Raw genomic sequence first — 21,375 nt, forward strand, 5'->3', positions numbered from 1 at the left:
TTACTTTAAATCTGTCAAAGTATGTACTACTTCTTTTGAATAGTTAAACCAAGGTCTTGCTTCTGCCGTTTTTATAGCTTCTTTTGCAACTACTGTAATTTGTTCAGGGTTTTCAATTAATTCTTCTAGCATATCAATTAAGCCGTCGGTGTCACCAGGTTGTACTAGCCATCCGTTTTTACCATGTTCTATGAAATCTCCACCAGCGGTGTTTATGGTAGTTATAACGGGTAAACCTTGAGACATAGCCTCAGTTATAACCATTCCAAAGCCTTCAAAAAGTGATGGGAATACAAAAACATCATTTTGTCCCATTAATTCCAAAACTTTAGGGAAAGGTAGGCTAGAAATATAATTATGTTTTTTAAGTTCTTTATTTAATACTTTGCAATTTTCGTTAAGTTTTCTACCTACAATTGTTAATTCTATTTGATTTTTAAATTTGTTTACTGCTGTAAATAAATTTGCAATTCCTTTTCGTTGAGATAGTCCGCCTACGAATAAAAGGCGAATCTTACTATTAGGTGAAATATTTTTGAATTGTTTGTTCGTTTTAATTTCAGGAAAGCCAAAAGGTATTACTTTAATCTGTTTTAATTCTCCAGGATATTCTTTTAATGTGTTGGCGGTAAAAGTACTAGCGGCAAATACACAATCCGCTAATTGTAATTCGTTATCCTTGTTTAATAACTTTTCTTCTGAGTCATTTAGGCCAGGTATAGTAGCTTCCCATTCCGGCCATAATTCACGTTCTTTTTGCAGTATACTATGTGCAACTCGCCAATAGCCTATAGGTTGATCGTACATACATTTTACACCTAATTCCTTTGCTTTCAAAAATGAATGGTATGCACCATCTTCATAGGCATAAAGTGCAGTGGCACCTCTATTTTGTTCTTTCAATAATTGTTTAGCTACCATTTTGTCAAAATATTGATAAGCACTATATATAGAAAATTTAGATTTTTCTTCTGCAGTAAAGCTGTTCATTCCAATTTTTGGCAACACCATACGCATTAGTTCTTTATATGGGTAAGTATGTGTCATATTTTGAAGTTCACTTGCAAACTGCCTTTTTTTTAATTCTGAAAAAGGTTTTAGTCCACTTAACCTATCTAAAGAATCGTTCTGGAAAGTTGCTACAGAGGTGTAAAAGCTTTGCAGTTGATTAGCTTTATAAAGACCTTTTAACATAGCTCTATTGACTTGGTTACTTGTTGGGTGTGAGACAATTATTTTCATTTATGCTTTAATAATAAAGGTATTTTGCTTGTTAGTTTAGTTTTTATTAAAAAACTATAAAAATGCTATTGGTCAATTTTTTACTTTTTTAAATCTCTTTTAGTTTATTTACAAAAGGTAATACAACTTTATTTGAAAAGTAGCCACGGGTTACAGACGTATTTAACTGTATTAATTATAAAGGTCTTACTCCAATTTTTCTTGCGGGAACCCCGCCCCAAATTTCATATTTTGGAATGGATTTATTTACAACTGCACCGGCTGCAACTATGGCCCCATTACCAATTTGAACCCCTTTTAAAACTACAACGTTACAGCCTAGCCATACGTCTTCGCCAATTTTTATAGTAGCTTCTTTTCCGGTTCTTGAAATATTCATGAGGACTGATCTAGTGTCATAACCATGATCATGATCAATGAATCTAGAACCTGAGGCTATCAAACAATTTTTTCCAATTTTAATTCCTTTAGTTATATTAAATTCCGTGCCTGAACCTATGAATGTGTTGTCTTCAATTTGGATGGCTTTACCTGGTTTCCAAATACCGTCAAATCTAAAATAAATGTGATGCTCAAGTTTACAATTAGCACCTATACACACTTGGTGTGGCCATGTGATAAAAATTTTCGGAAGATTTGTCCCTTTTTTAATGGTCATCCCTTTAGTTCGGTAATAAATTTTTCTCAAAGACGAGGCAGCACTACTTATGAGTCTAAATTTAAAAACGAAGAATGATTTTTGGATGACTTTATTTTCCATATTCATATTATTTAGTAGTCTTCTGTAATTTACAGTATAGTTTAGTTGTTTTATGTGATTACCAATTTTTAGTGGATATACTCCCCCAAATTTTAATATGGAGTATTGACTATATTACCATCGCTCCTACAAAGCATCCAAAATTTAATGGAGTATGCATCGTCTTCTTAGGTATATATGACATTTGTCATACTGTTGGTTATTTAAGCATTTTATTTGCTGCTATTTTATAAAAATATGAGTTAAGAATAAAAAATGAGAACTATGATTGTTCAACTGTGGTTAATTGTTTTCATACATAATTTTGGCAACAAAAATTTATCGAATTCTTTTAAGTAGGAGTAGAGTTCTAATTTTGTAGGTATCATTGACAATGTCTTCTGCTTAACATTGCCTATGGTTGTGATTTAGTTAGCTTGTCAAAATAATCCTATGGAAATACAGCTACAAAAGTTTAAAGTTCCTACAACTGTTTCGCTTTATAAAGCCCAATTGAAAATAGAATTATTGACTTGGTTACTTTTTTTATGTAACACCATAACTTTCAGTTAAGTTGTTTTTTTTTGGTATTCTGTGTATAATAATTTTTTCTGCCTTTTACCATTCCTTTAACCATGTATTTGTAAAGACTAAAAGGAAATACTAGGGCTTTTATTTTTTTAGTTCTAGTTAATAGAACTAAAGACCATACAATTCCTGGTTGTAATTTATTGCCAATGATTATTTGTCTTATGGTAAATAAGAATATTTCAGATAATGGTCTATATTTTCCGTAAACATATGATTTGTTAAATATTCTATTTTTCTCAATGGATTGAAAAAAAATATCACGATTATCATAACTAGGTCGTGGGGATGCAAAGTGCAAAAGATAATTTTCATTATCGTATACTATTGTAAAGTTATTCTTTTGAATACTTTGGCAGATATCAATTTCAGAGCATATTTCTGCACCTTTACTTTCTAACTGAGTATCTATTTCTAGTCTGCTAAAGGCTGATTTTCTGAATGATAGATTAACTCCTTTTAAAACATCAACAACTATAGGGGATTTTACTGAACCACAATGATGATTTCCTGATGCAGTTCCATTCACAAGAAAAGTTCCCACAGTAATTGCAGGTGATGGGCTAGCTAAGGCTTTGTTTTCAGATTGTAAATGGTCTCTTCCGCCATAAGCTCCCATTTGTTTATTCTCTTTGTAAGCTTTTTCAATTTTTTTGGACCAGTCTAGAGGTAACCAAACATCATCATCTAGTAAACAAATAATATCTCCTTCTACATTTCTAAGGGCTAAATTTAACGAGTGTATTAAACTTGGTTTTTTGGCTTTTAATATTTTAACTTTCTTGATATTAAATTCGAAATCATCTAAAGCTTTAAAAGTATCGGTATCACCAGGTCCAATGACCACAATTAGTTCATCAACTAATCTTACTTGATTCTGTAACGACATTAAAGCTCTAATAAAATCTTTAGTACGTTTATAAGTAGGTACAACTACAGAAATTTTCATATTAACTTCGTTTATCAAAAACTTGTTATTTCTTTAAAATGTTTATAGCCAAATATAAAATTTGCAATATGCATTAAAAGCATAATTGTCATAGAAACAATCGACAGATATAGAGCTCCTGTAACGGTACTCAAATCAAATACGATGATGCTTGTAATAATACCAATAATGCCAAGTGGTATTTCTAATAGTGGAGAATATTTAATCCATCCTTTTGAGCTGTTTAGTGCGCTAACTATTTGTACACCGAGTAATAATAAACTAGAGATAAATACCAAGAGTAATTCTTTATTTAACCCTTCATATTTTGATCCTAAAAGCCATAGTAATTGGTCTGAAAAAAGAACAACCATAATTATTACAAAAACGAAGAAGAATAGATAACTAATTAAGGTGAATAAGGTTATCTGCTTTAACCTTTGTTTTTTATTGCACCTACCAAATGTAGGACCTAAAATATTGGTAATAAGTGCCACGATTACCAAAAAAACCATTGAATATCTTGTTATTGCCCCTAAATCTGCTAAACTTGCCTTTGAGCCGTAAATACCGATTATGAAAATAGAGATTTGGTCTTTGAAGGCAAAGAATATAGAATTGTGCCAATTTAATTTTATGAATTTTATTAATGTATTTCTATATTCAATATTTACACTAGGCGTTTCTATAAACGAATTATTAATTAATAAACTAGCATTTTGTTTTTTCTTTAGGTAAATCAACGATACCCACAGACCAACTACGGTAATGATTAAGATACTTTTAATAGTTAAATATTCTTTCCAAAAAAAAAATAAAACAAAAATGCCTATTATTCTTATACCTTGGCTAATGAGTGATTGTAATTGTACCGGAGCATATATTTGCTGTAGCCTTAAGCCTTCTGAATAAATTCCGATACTGGCATTTGGTATCACCATAAAAAGTAATGTGACAATAAAAAATAAACTGTCGTAAAACGGAACATTCTGTCTATTGAAAACTAAGAATGCGTAAGTTCCTACAACCAAAAAGGCAAATAGAATTAAATATTTTCTAATTGAAAAAGTAGTTTTAATTAAATCAGCTAAAGCTTTATTTTGATTCCAAACCTGACCACCTATTTTTTTGAAACCAATCATTATACCAGAACCGGATATAACACTTAGCATCCCTAAAACGGCCATAAGTACAGTATAAATACCATATTCTGATTTTGGTAGAACCCTAACCATAAGAACACTTATACCCAGACCCATAAGTTGCAATAAAAATTGAGCTCCCAATACTTGACTGATTGCTTTTCTTAGTGGAGGTGGAATGTATTTAGAAATTATCTCACTTATTTTTTTAAAAAAATTCAATATTTTGATTTATTTCGTTTGGATTCTTTGTGTCAAATAGTTTGTTTACTATTAACTTGGTTTATTTCCATATCCATATGTTTGACCGGCAGTGGTGTCATTTAGTAATACCATAGTATTACGGAGTTTGTTATTTTGATATATATTGTTCAATGATTTTAAATATTCGTTTTTTGTATAACTCTGCCTTACTACATAAATTGTACTATCGATATAAGAATTTAAGGCAAAACCATCGGAAACTTTTCCAATAGGGGCAGTATCTATAATTATACGGTCGTACTTAGTTTTAAGTTCTTTGAATAAAATTTCTATTCGTTCATTTAAAATTAATTTACCCACTTCAATCATTGGAATACCAGCTCCAATAAGACTTAAATTATCAATATCGGTATGGGTTTGTATAATCTCATCTAAAGACATACCTTTTTTTACGATAAAATCGGTAATGCCTGGTTTTTCGGTTAGACCAAATAATGGCATTAAGCTTGGTTCTCGTAAATCAAAGGAAAGTAGGATAACCTTTTCCCCTGCGGCAGCTAAAGAAATGGCTAAATTAGCAGCTACGAAACTTTTACCTTCCCCTTTAACAGACGAGGTAACCATTAAAGTTTGGTTCTTTTCATTCTTTTTTAAATATTCTAAATTGAAACGCAGTAAACGAAATAGTTCTGCGGTTGGGGTGCGTTCTCTTTCCGTTGCAACAAGACTATTTTTTGATTTGTTTTTTGAAATCTCACCAAGAACTGGTGCTAAAGATAATTTTGTTAAATCATCTAATGAGCTTACTTTATTGTCAAGCATTTCTTTGGTAAACACAATACAGAATGGTAAAAACAACCCTAGTAGTATACCGCCTAGGTACAACGAAACTTTATTTGGGCTTATAGGATACAAGCTAGCTTTGGGTAAACTTACAATTCGGGTAGAAGAGACTGGTGCAGCCATTGATAGAATTTCTTCTTCACGTTTTTGCAAAAGATATAGAAAGAGTCCCTCTTTGGTACTTTGCTCTCTACTAATATCTGATAATTTGCGTTCCATAGACGGTACCCTTGCAATTTGAGCTTGATATTTATTTGCGTTAGATTGTAAATTTCGTTGAGCAATAACAAGACCGTTCTTAGTACTTCTAACATTTTGTAATATAGAAGTACGTAAATTGTTAAGAGTGGTGTCTAAATCCACAATGATAGGGTTACTGGATGGAGTTGATTGTGATAATCGCTTTTTCTCTATCAATGCTTCATTGTAATTATTCACCATATTACTCAATACGCCATCATTCATTGCAATAGAACTACTAATAGATGCGTCTCCGCTACCATTATTAAATGATTCTTCAACATATCCTAAAACATTAATCTGCGATTGATATTCTGAGATTCTATTTTTATAATCGTTGGCCTGGCCTATATAACTATTGGCGTTACTGGCAACATCTGTAATTACATTTCTTGATTTGAAATTTTCGACATTACTTTCAACACCGTCAATCTCACTGGACAGTTTTGTTAAGCGGTCGTCAATCATCTGAATGGTATTTTCAGCAATCTCATTTTCATATTTAATAGTTTCTTCTACATAGGTTTCAATTAAGCCGGCAACAATGTCTTCACCTTTTTGTTTTGAAGAGCTTAGAAATTTAATATTAAGTAAGTTACCTCCTTTATTTGATGTGGCTACACCTAATTTCCCTAAAAAATCGATTACTAAACGGTCTTTATTTTTTATCAAAAAGTATATAGGTTTGCCTTCTTCTATAAAAGTGGTGTTTTCTTTTTTGGTTATTGTGACTGTGCCAAAAGATTCAGAAACCAAATCTCCAAAATTGTGTACAGATTTAATGGTTTTCTCTTGAAACTCAGTTTTTAATTCATAGGTGTCTTCTGTAAGAATCTTAATATAAATTGGAAGATTAAATGCCAAATAGTCTGACGTTTCATCTACCAAAATATTAACTGGTACGTCAGCTCCATAAATTTCTATATCACGTATTTTTCCTTCTAGAAAATAGGCAACATTCAGATTTAATTTAGAAACAACTTTTTCCATTATACCTGAGGATTTTAAAATACCCATCTCGTCATCAATGCTGTGCGAGGTTTTAATAAGACCAAGATTATTAAACCCTTGGTTTTCATTTACACTTTGACCAGTGGTAGTTTCTTTTATGAATATAGTACTTAAAATGGCATATTTAGTATCGGCCTTATAACGAATGTACAGGAAAACACTTAATACACTAATTATAATACCAATTGCAAATAAGGGCCAATATTGTAAATATTTCTTTAAAATATCAGCAACATTCTTATTATTTGAGCCTAATAGCTCATTTTTTAATTCATTCATATGTAGTAAAATAAAGGCTTATGAAATAAAAGGATTAATATTTCGGCTAATTACAAAGTTTATGGTAGATATATCTGTATACAAAAGTTGATGCTTACTTTTTAATCTACCTATTTATATTCAATAAGATTAATGATGCAGCGGAAATGACACCTAAAACTAGAGATATATTTGACCGTGTTAAGCTAGATTGATCTTTTCTTGCTTTAACAGGTTCAACGTAAACGATATCGTTAGGTTTTAGATAAAAATTAGGGGAGTCTAATATGGCTTTATCATTTAAATTTAATTGTGCAACGGTACGTATACCGTTAGATTCATTGATAATCATGACATTTTCACGCTTGCCATATATGGTTAAGTCTCCGGCCATGCCTAATGCCTCTATAAGATTAATACGCTCTGAGGGTACTAAAAATGTGCTCGGATTTTTAACTTCACCAACAACTGTAATTTTATAATTTAAATAACGGATGGTAACAATAGGGTTGCCTAAATAATTAGTTAAAAGGTTGGTAATACTAATTTTGGCATTTGCTTTAGTTTGACCGCCAATTTTTATTCTTCCGATCACTGGGAAATCAATGATTCCATTTTCATCCACTAAATAACCATCTTGAATATTCGAGGAAGAATTATTATTAGGGTTTTCATTTGAAACATTTTTATTAAAAGGTGCTGCTGCTACGGGATTGTTATCTGTAACCGTAATTTGTAAAAGATCGCCAGGCTGGATAGCAGCTTGTGTTGTTTTTAAAGTGATATCTTCAGTTTGTAGCCTCTTTTCTCCATAATTACTGAAGTACCCTAAATTTCTTCGAGAACAAGAAAAAATAAGTGGCAGTAAAAGAAAAAGTAAAATTTTATTAAAATTAAATTTATGGTTCATAGTGTTTAGCCTTAGTATAGGGTTATTATCTTAATTTTATATCTATTTCAAAAATAATATGTTTGTTGGTATTCTTAATAAGCTTTCTCTTCACTTTTGAAAATATTAGTTACCGTAAGTGTAATTATTTGAATATCAAGTAGAATAGACCATTTTTCCATATAGAAAATATCATAGCGTACCCGGTTAACAATATCTGATTTATGAATAATTTCTCCTCTATAGCCTTTGACCTGAGCCAAACCAGTTATACCAGGTTTTAGAAAATGACGGACTAGATATTTGTCAACAGAGGTTTCGTATTGTTTGGTATGTAGCTCCATGTGTGGTCTTGGACCTACAATACTCATATCACCTTTTAAAACATTGTAAAACTGCGGTAACTCATCAATACTGGTTTTTCTTAATATTCTACCAAGTTTGGTAATTCTCATGTCATTTTTGGTTGCCATTTTGGTATCGCTGTCATCACTCTTGGTCATAGATCTAAATTTGTAACACCAAAAGGTATTCTTATTTACCCCATGCCTTTTTTGTTTAAAGAATAATGGTCCTTTAGAATCTATTTTCATTAAAATAAATACAATAGGAACTAACCATGATAATACAGTTACGATAACAAATAACGAAAAGAGAATATCGAAAATACGTTTTATAAGATTAGCGTAATCTAAATCTAGCGGAGAGGCCCTTAAATTTAAAACAGGTACTGAATCATACAACTCAATGGACATGGCCCTTGAAAACAACTCTTTGTTATCCGGTATAATTTTAATGCGTTTAAAACTATTGTCGGCAATGTTCATTAAGTGCTTTATTTCATCTTTTGATAGACGAGAGGCCAAACAATATACTTCTTCAACATTGTTTTCAAATATATAATCAAAGCTACTTTGTATATCGCCTAGGTACGTTGGGCTGTTTGATTTATAATTATCAAAATATCCCATATATCTATAACCATACTCTGGGATATCAAAAATGCGTCTTATCTTTTTTAGATTTTTATCCCTACCTATTACGACTGCTCTGGTGTGCACGTACTCTTTACGTCTTACAAGATTTCTTGCCCAATAAAAAAACATTCTGAATAGCATCATTAGTAAGCATATAATAGTGTACACCATTAATAAATGTTGCCAAGTATATGGATGTGGGCTTAAAAATGAAAATGAGGTAAAATAGACTAAGCCATATAAAAGAATTAATGTAAAAAAGCTTTTCAAATTAACCTCAAAACTTTCTCTTCTTGCTGTAGGATAAAAGTCTATACTATAGGTAACTATAAACCATGTGATGTTATAGTAAAGTATACTGAAGAGGTTAGTATAGGTAATTGGGATTAATACATATAAAGTAACATTAATTATTAAGATATGAACTATGAAAGATAACGGAATGACAAAAAATGATTTTTTCATCTGGTGAGGTTAAAGCAAAGGGGGTTTAACTCTAAAATTTGTAAGGGTTTGTTTAATAGCACTTTGTGAAAACAAAAAGATATTTTAAACCTGCATAATTATAAATGGTTGTGTTTAATTTTAGGCTAAGGAAATTTAAATTTTGAATAGCGCTCCGCATTGTCAGCCACATTATTTGGTACTGACCAAAGGTTTATTTTTAAAAAACGAAGTCAACCTATAACTTCTGAAAACTTTACGGGGGAGGTAATATTATGAAGCAAACATAAGTAGCTAATTCCTACAAACCAAAATTTAATGTTAAGGAATCTATAAATTATGAATTACCAATTTTTGGGAGGGTTTTACCATAATATCAACATAAATTTATTACTCTAATTGCCATATGTTAATGTCAATTTAGGGACTCTTAATATTAAGAGGAATTGCTGTTGGATCAAATAAATATTTGATCGATGAACGGCATGTTTTTTCTTTGAAAAATGTAGTGTATTGTCAAATAATTGACGTAGTGGTTAATGGTCGCTATAAAATAATAGGAGTGGGCTTTAGAAAAGTAATAGATCAAACAATATCTCTCAATTTCATATTTAGGACAACACCCATACCTTCTAAAATTAATTTAACTCTGGTTTTGCCTATTTCTATAATTTCAGCTTGTTTGTCCTTTAACGCTCCACGTTTAATGGCTACTCTATCGCCAGATTCTAATTTGGTAAGACTGTAGTTTTCGACAGTATCGTCAGATAACCATTTTTTTAAAGTTTCCATTTCAATGTCACGGACTACTGCAGGTTTACCCAACCAAAACAAATAACGAACTACACCTGGAACCTCAAAGACTTTTTGTCTTTCGCATTCCCTAATATTTACAAAAACGTATGACTTAAATAAGGGTACTTCAATTGTCTTTTTTCTATCGCTCCATTGCTTCACTTCTTTGATCATTGGGCAATAGACATCTAGTTGATGAGATGACAACCTTTCGGCCACCTTCTTTTCATTTTTGGGTTTTACATAAAGTACGTACCAGTTTTTAGTCATAGGGTGTAAACGTAGATTCTGTAATTAGGTAACACTCTTTTTGCTTTTCTAGTATTTATAAGTGCCCTAAAATAGGGATTTCGTAAGTGTTTTTTTGTTTTAAAGATTCAGAATGTTGTGAATTACTAGTTTGAAGCACTGTAAAATTTGTTTCAAATAATTTTATTGTAAGAAAAAGATTACTTAATTTATACTATTATCATATTTAGGTCGTTTTAAATGTAACCCAAAATCTTATCGCCTTATGTTTTTAAATCTATTTAAGTCTAGTGCAAAACAAGTAAATAAGCAATCTCTTTCTGAAAATTCAGTTTCTAATGAGTTGAACTCTTTATTAAATGATTTAACAATTGAGAGTCCTGAAAATCACAAAAATTCCAAGGTAGAAAGTTCTATTAAAGAAAAGGCTGTTAAAGCTGTGTCATCTTTGGAAAGACAAATTGAGGAAAATCAGATTCTATACGCAAAAATAATGCAAGAGCGTATGATGAGAACGCGTAGAAAGCTAGTGTAATTTTTCCTGTAAATATCCTTTATCTTCTTTTTTAAGGAAACTGGGGTATACTGAAAAAACAAAATTTTGCATCTTTTTTTTAATACTCTGATTAGCAATACTAGTAAATATGGACATTATCGGTTGCTCATTACAAGGGTCAAAATTTTATCGGATTTTTAAGGACTACTTTTTAAAATCACATAATAAAACACTTCAAATAGACAAATTTAATCGATGAAAAACTACAAATAGTTGCAAATAACAACAGAATTGCCTGTATCTCACAACAAATATATTGATAAGAGACATTAAAAGTTAAATTTTGCTAGATAGTGATTGAGCTTATTTAAGAATACTTTTTAAAGTGTTTAAGAATAAATGAGATCATTAGAGCAAAGTATAACTTGATGATGTCCAAACTTACTAAACTACTTATATCATTATTACTGTTGATTGGCTTTTCTAGCTTTTCAACTGCTAATGAAGTACACACTAATAGCATTTTAACTAATTCGGTTTTAGTTAACGTATATGATGATGCTATAGATGTACCTCCAACTTTTTCAAATTGTCCACCTTCAGATATATCTATTGCTTATACTACAGATGAATGTAGTGCTGTTGTAACTTGGACTCCCCCAACTGCTTCTGCAGATGCGGTAAGTGTAACAAGTAATTATAGTTCTGGTGATTCTTTTCTTCCAGGAACAACCGCTGTAATTTATAGGGCAGAAGATGCAGGTGGTAATGTAACGGTCTGTACTTTTAATGTGACTGTTGAAGATAATCAAGATCCTATATTTGACACTTTTCCTACAGATGTAACTTTAACAGCTGATCCAGATACATGTACAGCTGCTCATACTTGGGCAGAGCCTACGGCTTCAGATAACTGTCCTGCTGGTGAAGGGGAAGCTTCCGTGCTTCAAGATTTTGAAAACGCAATTAACCAATGTTATACCTTCGTTCGTTCTTCAATTGAAGGTGGCGGAGTCATAAACGGAACAAGAAATTTAGTTTCTACAGGTATTTCTAGCGGAACTTTTTTTGCTAGTTCAATGACTACACCTGTTTTTTACTTTAATGGCTTTGGAGAAATTACTTTTTCGCATAGTATATCAAGTACTAACAATTCCCCTTCCATTCACTTAGATGTTTTAGATGAAGATGGAACTACGATTACTACTAGCTATTTTAGTAAAACGTATACTACGACTGGTGTTCAGCAAGAAATTATACCATTTAACCTGGTAGGTAATTATCAGATCAAGATTCGATATTCTTCTACCTCTTTGTTCAATTCCGGTATGGAGGCATATTTAGATGATCTGCTTATCCCTGGAACTATTGTGACTAATATTAACGATACTAGTTGTGAAATTGCGGATTATGTAATTTTCAGAACTGATGGTACGGGACTTGATAGTGGTGATCAATTTGATATAGGTACTACTACTATTAGATATACGGTTAGAGACGCTTCTGGAAATTTTGCGGAAAGATCTTTTAATATCACTGTTGAAAATGATGTAAACCCACCTGCGGGGACCACTGAATATATGTATTGTGAAGGCGATACACCTCCAGAAATGTCTGTAACGGTAGATGTTGCTGGTGGAGAAACAGCTAACTGGTACGATGAAAATGGTAATTTGGTAGCAACAGGCGTTACTACATATACGGCACCTGCTACCGGTGAATTTTATAGAAATTATTTAGTGTATTCACAGAATGCCAATGGGTGTACGAGTGAAAATTTCCTGTCGATAGATTTATATCAAATACCTAAGCCACCGACACCGGCTGCCGATGGTCCTGTAGAATATTGTGTGGGTGAAACAGCGATACCTTTATCGGCTACAGCCTTATCAAATCATACTTTACAATGGTACACGGTTGCTACTGGTGGTACTGCCGCTTCAACGGCACCTACGCCAAGTACTTCTGGTGCTGGGACGACTTCATATTATGTAAGTCAAACAGACGACTCAACAACTTGTGAAAGTGATCGTACGCAAATAGATGTAATTGTATATGCGATACCAACTGCTCCCGTAGTTGATTCTCCCGTAGATTATTGTTTAGGAGACAAGGCAGAACCATTAGATTCCCATGCAACAGGTACAAACTTAAAGTGGTATGATGCTGCAACCGGAGGAAATGAATTACCAGGAACTACCGTACCAACTACTGCTGTTTCAGGTCAACAATCATATTGGGTATCACAATCAAGTATAAATGGAAGTGCAACTTGCGAAGGTGGTAGAATCAGATTACAAGTAAATGTTTATGATGCACCGGTTTTTACAACTCAACCAACAAACGAAGCGGTTTGTGAAGGAGGTTCGGTTTCTTTTGATGCCGTAGCTACAGATTCAGGTACGATACAATGGCAACTTTTTGATGGCTCTAGTTGGGTCGATTTAACTGAAACTGCACCATATAGCGATATAGATACAAATACACTTACTGTTTCAAATGTAACGTTGGCATTAAACGGTAATAGATATAGAGCAATAGCTACTAGTCCTGCTGCGAGTTGTTCTGATGCAATTTCAGATGAGGCGGTATTAACTGTAAATACTGCACCGGTTGTACCAACAAGCGGAGGAGATCAAACGGAATGTGAGCAAAATCCTATTCAGACATTAACGGCAACGGCTACACCTCCTTCTGGAGCGAACATTATTTGGTATGATGCCCTTACAGGTGGAAATGTAGTGGCTAGTCCAATATTAAACGCGGTTGGTACTATAACATATTATGCAGAAAGTAATGATACCGTAAATGGTTGCCCAAGTGTGGGGAGAACTGCTGTAAGCCTAACTATCAACCCTGCGCCAGTTGTACCGGTAAGCGGAGGAGATCAAACGGAATGTGAGCAAGACCCTATCCAAACACTAACCGCAACTGCAACGGTACCTTCTGGTGCAACTTTAGTATGGTATGATGCTGCTAGTGGTGGAAATGTAGTGGCGAATCCTGATTGGAGTACCGTAGGAACTATAACATATTATGCGGAAAGTCAAGATGATGTTACTAGTTGCACTAGTTTCACAAGAACACCAGTATCTCTAACTATACAACCTGCACCAGCTGCACCAACAAGTGGTGGTGACCAAACGGAATGTGAGCAGAATCCTATACAAACTTTAACCGCTACGGCAACGGTACCTTCAGGTACTACCTTAACTTGGTACGACGCAGCAACGGGTGGCAATATTGTAGCCAGTCCTGAATGGAATACAGTAGGTTCAATTACCTATTATGCGGAAAGTCAAGATGATACTAGTAGTTGTATTTCCCTTTCAAGAACACCAGTAACTTTGACTATTGACGCTATTCCTGATGCACCAACAAGTGGTGGTGATCAAACAGAATGTGAAGCAAACCCAGCGCAGACAATGACGGCAAGTGCAACCGCACCGGCAGGAGCTACTGTAGTTTGGTATACCGCAGCTACAGGTGGAAGTATGGTGGCTAGTCCAACTTTAAATGCAGTAGGTACTATTACATATTATGCAGAAAGTAGCACAACAAGTAGTGGATGTGTAAGTGAAACCAGAACACCGGTAACGCTGACCATGAACGAAAATCCTACAATAGCGATTACACCTAGTTCACAAACCTGTTCTGCAGATTTATCGACCTATGCTGTATCAGTAGATGTTAGTGAGGGTACGGTAACTTCAACAGAAGGTACAGTAACCGACAATGGTGGAAATAATTGGACCATTTCTGGAATTACTTCAGGAAATAATATAACTGTTACGGTAATCGATGCAAACACATGTTCGGAAAGTATTAGTATAAACGCACCAAATTGTGCTTGCCCTACCGTAAATGCACCAACAAGTGGTGGTGATCAAACGGAATGTGAGCAAGACCCTATACAGACATTAACTGCTACGGCAACACCGCCTACGGGTGCAAGTATTGTGTGGTATGATGCAGCTTCGGGTGGAAACATGGTAGCTAGTCCTACATGGAATACTGTTGGTTCGGTAACCTATTATGCTGAAAGTGTTGATGATGTTAACGGATGTACGAGTACTACAAGAACGGCTGTTAGTCTTTCTATTCAAGCAGCACCTGCCGCTCCAACAAGTGGGGGTGATATTACGGAATGTGAAACTGCACCAATACAGACTTTAACGGCAACCGCCACAAGTGTGTCAGGAACTACTATTGTTTGGTACGATGCAGCCACGGGAGGAAATGTCGTGGCGAGCCCAACTTTAAATAGTGTAGGTTCAATAACGTATTTTGCAGAAAGTCAGGATGATGTATCAAGTTGTGTGAGTCATTCACGTACTGCGGTAAGTTTAACGATTGAGCCTATTCCAACGGCACCAATCAGTGGAGGAAATCAAACAGAATGTGAAGCTTCACCAGTACAGACATTGACCGCTACGGCAACTGCGTCAGCAGGTTCAACTGTAGTTTGGTACGATGCGGCAACTGGTGGAAGTGTAATTACCAACCCAATTTTAGATACTGTTGGTTCTGTGACCTACTATGCGGAAAGTGAGAATACGACAACATCATGTGTAAGTACTAGTAGAACCGCTGTTGTACTCACCATACAAGATACTCCTGATATTACGATTGCAACAGCTGCAACATGTGCGGCTGATCTATTGACATACTCGGTTTCAGTAGATGTTAGCGAAGGTACGGTAACTTCAACGGAAGGTACGGTTACAGATAACGGTGGAAATAACTGGACGATATCAGACATTACTTCGGGTAATGATATTACATTAACGGTTACGGCGCCAAATGCATGTACACAAACCATGTCGGTTACAGCGCCTGATTGTGCTTGTCCTGTAGTGGATGCTCCAGTAAGTGGAGGAAACCAAACGGAATGTGAAGAGAATCCTATTCAGACATTAACTGCAACGGCAACACCGCCAGCAGGTGCTACGGTAATTTGGTACGATGCCGCTACTGGAGGAAATGTAGTAGCTGATCCATCATTGAATGCAACAGGTACAACAACTTATTACGCTGAAAGTAGTGATAATGTAACGAACTGTGTAAGCGGAAGTAGAACGGTAGTAGTGTTGACTATTGATGAAACACCGACTGCTCCAATCAGTGGAGGAAATCAAACAGAATGTGAAACGTCGCCAATACAAACCTTGACAGCAACGGCAACAGCCCCTGCAGGTTCAAGCGTAGTTTGGTATGATGCCGCTACTGGTGGAAGTGTAATTACAAACCCAATTTTAGATACCGTAGGTACGGTAACCTATTATGCGGAAAGTGAAAGTGATACCAGTGCTTGTCCAAGCTTTACAAGAACACCGGTAAGCTTGACTATTCAAGATACACCTGATATTACGATCGCAACAGCAGCAACATGTGCGCCCGATTTATTGACATACTCAGTTTCTGTAGATGTTAGTGAGGGTACGGTAACTTCAACAGAAGGTACGGTTACTGATAATGGTGGAAATAACTGGACGATATCCGGAATTACTTCAGCTAACGATATTACTTTGACGGTAACGGCACCGAATGCATGTTTACAGACTTTAGATGTAACTGCTCCTGATTGTACTTGTCCGGTAGTTGATGCTCCGGTAAGTGGAGGAAACCAAACGGAATGTGAAGAGAATCCTATTCAGACATTGACGGCAACGGCAACACCGCCAGCAGGTGCTACAGTAGTATGGTACGATGCCGCTACTGGAGGAAATGTAGTAGCTGATCCATCATTGAATACAACAGGTAATACAACCTATTATGCAGAAAGTCGTGATAATGTAACGAACTGTGTAAGCGGAAGTAGAACAGCAGTAGTGTTGACTATTGATGCAACACCCACGGCTCCAATCAGCGGAGGAGATATTACAGAATGTGAAGCTTCACCAATACAGACATTGACAGCAACGGCAACTGCACCAGCAGGTTCAACTGTAGTTTGGTACGATGCCGCAACTGGAGGAAGTGTAGTAGCTAGTCCTATTTTAGATGCCGTAGGTACGGTAACCTATTATGCGGAAAGTGAAAACGATACCAGTGCTTGTCCAAGCTTTACAAGAACACCGGTAAGCTTGACTATTCAGGATACTCCAGATATTACTATCGCAACAGCAGCAACATGTGCGCCCGATCTATTGACCTATTCGGTTTCTGTAGATGTTAGCGAGGGTACGGTAACTTCAACAGAAGGTACGGTTACTGATAACGGTGGAAATAATTGGACGATATCCGGAATTACTTCAGGTAACGATATTACTTTGACGGTAACGGCACCGAATTCATGTTTACAGACTTTAGATGTAACTGCTCCTGATTGTGCTTGTCCTGTAGTGGATGCTTCTGTAAGTGGAGGAAACCAAACGGAATGTGAAGAGAATCCTATTCAGACATTAACGGCAACGGCAACACCGCCAGCAGGTGCTACGGTAGTATGGTATGATGCTGCTACTGGAGGAAACATAGTAGCCGATCCATCTTTGAATGCAACCGGTTCAACTACATATTATGCTGAAAGTCGTGATAATGTAACGAACTGTGTAAGCAGCACTAGAACAGCGGTTGTTTTAACTATTGAAGCTGCTCCGACAGCTCCAACAAGTGGCGGTGACCAGGTAGCATGCGAACAGAATCCTATTCAAACATTAACTGCGATAGCATCTGCTCCGGCAGGTTCAAGCGTAGTTTGGTATGATGCGGCAACTGGTGGAAATGTAGTTGCTAGCCCAACGTTGAATACTGTTGGTTCTATAACGTATTATGCGGAAAGTGAAAATACTACAAGTTCTTGTACAAGTCTTTCAAGAACAGCGGTTGCCTTAACTATTGAAGCTGCGCCAACTGCTCCAATTAGTGGTGGGGATGTTACGGAATGTGAGGCTTCTCCAATTCAAACCTTGACAGCTACGGCAACTGCCCCTGCAGGTTCAAGTGTTGTGTGGTATGATGCTGCCTCTGGTGGAAATGTAGTGGCTAGTCCAACATTAAATACTGTAGGTTCAGTAACATATTATGCAGAAAGTGAAAATACTACCAGCTCTTGTACAAGCCTTTCAAGAACTGCGGTAAACTTAACCATTCAAGATACTCCTGATATTACTATAGCAACGGCGGCCACTTGTGCCCCTGATCTATTGACCTATTCGGTTTCTGTAGATGTTAGCGAAGGAACGGTGACTTCTACAGAAGGTACGGTTACTGATAATGGTGGAAATAATTGGACCATATCAGGTATTATCTCAGGAAATAATATAACATTAACTGTTACGGCACCAAATGCTTGTACACAAACCATGGCAGTTACAGCACCTGATTGTGCTTGTCCGCTAGTTGATGCTCCAATAAGTGGCGGTAATCAAACGGAATGTGAACAAAATCCTATTCAAACTTTAACAGCTACGGCAACGCCACCATCAGACGCAACTATTGTTTGGTATGATGCGGCAACGGGTGGAAATGTAGTTACAGATCCATCTTTGAATACCGTAGGTACAGTATCGTATTTCGCTGAAAGTGTACAAAATGTGACCAATTGTGTTAGTAATACTAGAACGGAAGTTGTCTTAACAATAGAGGAAACTCCACCTGCACCTACCAGTGGTGGTGATCAGGCGGAATGTGAGCAGAATCCTACTCAGACCTTAACCGCTGCGGTATCTATTCCTTCTGGTTATAGTGTAGTTTGGTATGATGCCGCAACTGGCGGAAATGTGGTAGCGGACCCAAGTATTAATGCTGTGGGTACTGCAACATATTATGCGGAAAAAGTAGATGATGCAAGCTCTTGTACGAGCTTTAGTAGAACCCCTGTGAGTTTGACAATTTATGCATTGCCAAATGTAGTTGCTAATGCATCAACAACAACAATTAACGCTGGTGAACCGGTTACCTTAAATGGTTCTGGAGCTACGTCATACGTTTGGGATAATAGTGTTACCGATGGTGATACCGTTTATCCTTTAGTGACCACTACCTATACGGTTGTTGGTACAGATGGCAATACTTGTGAAAATACAGATAGTGTGACTATAACCGTGAATGCTACGTCAGATATTGAAATAGCGCATTCGGTAGATGTTGCAAATCCTAATGTTGGCGATACTATTACGTTCACCCTAACTGCTACCAACAATGGTCCAAGTGATGATACAGGCGGAACTGTAATTAACGATTTACTTCCCGCAGGATATACTTATGTAAGCGATACAGGTAGTACTGTTAATGGTATATATGATGCTGTTACTGGAAACTGGACTTTACCTAGTTTAGCTAACGGTGCAAGTGTATCTGTAGAAATAGCGGCTATAGTTAATGCCCCTACAGGTGCAACAAACGAATATCTGAATATTGCACAAGTAACCTCGGCAACAAATTATGATTCTGATTCTGTACCTAATAATGACGATGGCGATCAGAGTGAAGATGATGAAGCATCGGCATCTATTGTTCCGCAAGTGGCAGATTTAGAAGTAATAAATACAATTTCGCAACCAAGTGCAAACCCTGGTGATGCGTTGATAATTACTGTTGATGTCCTTAATAATGGTCCTGATGATGCTACCAACGTTAGTATTGAAAATATAGTTCCTGTAGGTTTTGCGGTAACTGGAATAAATGATGGTGGTTCGCAAAGTGCAAATACAATTTCTTGGTCCGGATTATCGATACCAAGTGGAACGACGACTACATTGACTTTTAATGTGGATGTAAACAATCCTGTAAATGCTACAAATGAATATTTGAATACGGTACAGGTTATTGCGGTGGATCAGTTTGATACTGATTCTGCTCCTGATAATGATGATGGTGATCAAAGTGAAGATGATGAGGATAATGTGGAGCTACGACTACAATCAACCGATTTAGAAATTATAAATACCGTTACACCGGATACAGGTAATCCAGGTGATGTATTAACTTTTACCGTTGAGGTTGTTAATAATGGAATCGATGACGCTACCAATGTTGAGGTGTCTAATATTGTTCCTGCTGGCTTTACGGTAACTACAATTAATGAAGGTGGAGTACAAACTGGTAACGAGATTTTATGGAGTGGTTTAGATATTCCGAATGGAACTACTACAACCTTGACATTTGAGGCTTCTATTAATGTACCTACGAATACAACAAATGAATATCTAAATACGGTACAGATTGTTAACGTAGATCAATTGGATCCAGATTCCTCTCCTAATAATGATGATGGTGATCAAAGTGAAGATGATGAGGATAATGCTGAAATCGTTTTAATTCCTGCAGATTTAAGTTTAGGTATAGCATTAAGTTCAGCATCTAACCCGGCTCCAAATTCTGGAGATACGGTAACTTTTGAATTGACTTTAACAAACGACGGACCTGGCATTGCTACAAATGTGAGTATTGAAAATACCTTGCCTAATGGTTATACTTTAGGCACTGTAAACAACGGCGGTATCGTTTCTGGAAATGTAATTTCCTGGGATTTTGCAAACGTTCCTGTTGGTACACAGGTAGTGAGTTATGAGGTGACATTAAATGCGCCAAATAATGTTGCCGATGAATATACCAATATTGCACAGGTAATTGCATCTGATCAATTTGATCCGGACTCAACTCCTAATAATGATGATGGTGATCAAAGTGAAGATGATGAGGATAGTCATATGATCAATGCACCAACGGTTGACTTAGAGATTTCTAAGACGATAGACAAAGAGGAAACTTTCTTTGAGGATACTATTGTATTTACGGTGACCGTTACCAATAATAGTACTTATGAAGCTACAAATATAGGAGTGGAAGATGTGCTTCCGTCAGGTTATGCCTTTGTTTCTGCAACAGCTACACATGGCGTTTATAGTGAAACAACTGCAACGTGGGATATTCCTAGCATAGCAATTGGTGCAACGGCATCATTGGAAATGACAGTTAATGTTACGGATGTTGATGACTATACCAATGTAGCTGAACTAATCTATGTAGATCAAGTAGATCTTAATATGGATAATGATAGGGCAGAAGCAACTCCAGTCGTTACACAGGCACAATGTTTTACGGTATTCAACAAATTTACACCTAATAATGATGGCTTAAATGATGTGTTCTTTATTGAATGTATTGAGAATTACCCAAATAATAATGTCAAGGTATTTAATAGATGGGGTAACCAAGTATTTGAAATGGATAACTATGATAACTCATGGGACGGTACTTCAATGGGTAGAGCTACCATAAGCGCACCAGAGAAACTGCCTGTAGGTACGTATTTCTATCTAATAGATTTCGGTGATGGTTCAGAGCCAAAAACAGGTTGGTTATACATAACTAGATAAAATTATAA

The 21,375-nt window shown here is 35.7% G+C and carries 10 protein-coding genes; 2 read left to right on the forward strand and 8 right to left on the reverse strand.

Annotated elements, in window-relative coordinates; all coding sequences use genetic code 11:
- The 8 genes from UH1x_RS10810 to UH1x_RS10845 form a co-directional block, all read right to left on the reverse strand.
- Positions 1-1,242: a glycosyltransferase family 4 protein gene (locus UH1x_RS10810; RefSeq protein ID WP_482621702.1), complete on the reverse strand. Its 1,242-nt coding sequence runs from the start codon at positions 1,240-1,242 to the stop codon at positions 1-3.
- A 175-nt stretch (positions 1,243-1,417) separates the two neighbouring features.
- Complete coding sequence (locus tag UH1x_RS10815; protein WP_482621703.1) at positions 1,418-2,002, reverse strand: acyltransferase; 585 nt, start codon at positions 2,000-2,002, stop codon at positions 1,418-1,420.
- A 544-nt stretch (positions 2,003-2,546) separates the two neighbouring features.
- Complete coding sequence (locus UH1x_RS10820) at positions 2,547-3,518, reverse strand: glycosyltransferase (RefSeq protein ID WP_482621704.1); 972 nt, start codon at positions 3,516-3,518, stop codon at positions 2,547-2,549.
- 14 nt (positions 3,519-3,532) lie between these two features.
- Positions 3,533-4,861, reverse strand: coding sequence for a lipopolysaccharide biosynthesis protein (locus UH1x_RS10825; RefSeq protein WP_482621705.1), 1,329 nt, complete (start codon positions 4,859-4,861; stop codon positions 3,533-3,535).
- Positions 4,862-4,912: 51 nt separating this feature from the next.
- Complete coding sequence (locus UH1x_RS10830) at positions 4,913-7,216, reverse strand: GumC family protein (RefSeq protein WP_482621706.1); 2,304 nt, start codon at positions 7,214-7,216, stop codon at positions 4,913-4,915.
- Between the two features lie 106 nt (positions 7,217-7,322).
- Positions 7,323-8,105, reverse strand: coding sequence for a polysaccharide biosynthesis/export family protein (locus tag UH1x_RS10835; protein ID WP_482621707.1), 783 nt, complete (start codon positions 8,103-8,105; stop codon positions 7,323-7,325).
- A gap of 74 nt (positions 8,106-8,179) precedes the next feature.
- On the reverse strand, positions 8,180-9,526 hold the full coding sequence (locus tag UH1x_RS10840; protein WP_482621708.1) for an undecaprenyl-phosphate glucose phosphotransferase: 1,347 nt from the start codon (positions 9,524-9,526) through the stop codon (positions 8,180-8,182).
- 564 nt (positions 9,527-10,090) lie between these two features.
- Positions 10,091-10,570, reverse strand: a complete 480-nt coding sequence (locus UH1x_RS10845; RefSeq protein WP_482621709.1) for a UpxY family transcription antiterminator — start codon at positions 10,568-10,570, stop codon at positions 10,091-10,093.
- Between the two features lie 244 nt (positions 10,571-10,814).
- On the opposite strand from UH1x_RS10845, the gene UH1x_RS10850 reads away from it, so the two are divergent.
- On the forward strand, positions 10,815-11,084 hold the full coding sequence (locus UH1x_RS10850; RefSeq protein WP_482621710.1) for a hypothetical protein: 270 nt from the start codon (positions 10,815-10,817) through the stop codon (positions 11,082-11,084).
- A gap of 389 nt (positions 11,085-11,473) precedes the next feature.
- A complete protein-coding gene (locus UH1x_RS10855; protein WP_482621711.1) occupies positions 11,474-21,367 on the forward strand; it encodes an Ig-like domain-containing protein in 9,894 nt (3,297 codons plus the stop codon).
- Positions 21,368-21,375: the final 8 nt, after the last annotated feature.

This window comes from Maribacter sp. UH1, from assembly GCF_056839145.1.

Excerpts from the sequence above, each read along its gene's own strand:
- UH1x_RS10810 (WP_482621702.1), bottom strand. The coding sequence starts at position 1,242 with ATGAAAATAATTGTCTCACACCCAACAAGTAACCAAGTCAATAGAGCT.
- UH1x_RS10815 (WP_482621703.1), bottom strand. The coding sequence starts at position 2,002 with ATGGAAAATAAAGTCATCCAAAAATCATTCTTCGTTTTTAAATTTAGA.
- UH1x_RS10820 (WP_482621704.1), bottom strand. The coding sequence starts at position 3,518 with ATGAAAATTTCTGTAGTTGTACCTACTTATAAACGTACTAAAGATTTT.
- UH1x_RS10830 (WP_482621706.1), bottom strand. The coding sequence starts at position 7,216 with ATGAATGAATTAAAAAATGAGCTATTAGGCTCAAATAATAAGAATGTT.
- UH1x_RS10835 (WP_482621707.1), bottom strand. The coding sequence starts at position 8,105 with ATGAACCATAAATTTAATTTTAATAAAATTTTACTTTTTCTTTTACTG.
- UH1x_RS10840 (WP_482621708.1), bottom strand. The coding sequence starts at position 9,526 with ATGAAAAAATCATTTTTTGTCATTCCGTTATCTTTCATAGTTCATATC.
- UH1x_RS10845 (WP_482621709.1), bottom strand. The coding sequence starts at position 10,570 with ATGACTAAAAACTGGTACGTACTTTATGTAAAACCCAAAAATGAAAAG.
- UH1x_RS10850 (WP_482621710.1), top strand. The coding sequence starts at position 10,815 with ATGTTTTTAAATCTATTTAAGTCTAGTGCAAAACAAGTAAATAAGCAA.
- UH1x_RS10855 (WP_482621711.1), top strand. The coding sequence starts at position 11,474 with ATGATGTCCAAACTTACTAAACTACTTATATCATTATTACTGTTGATT.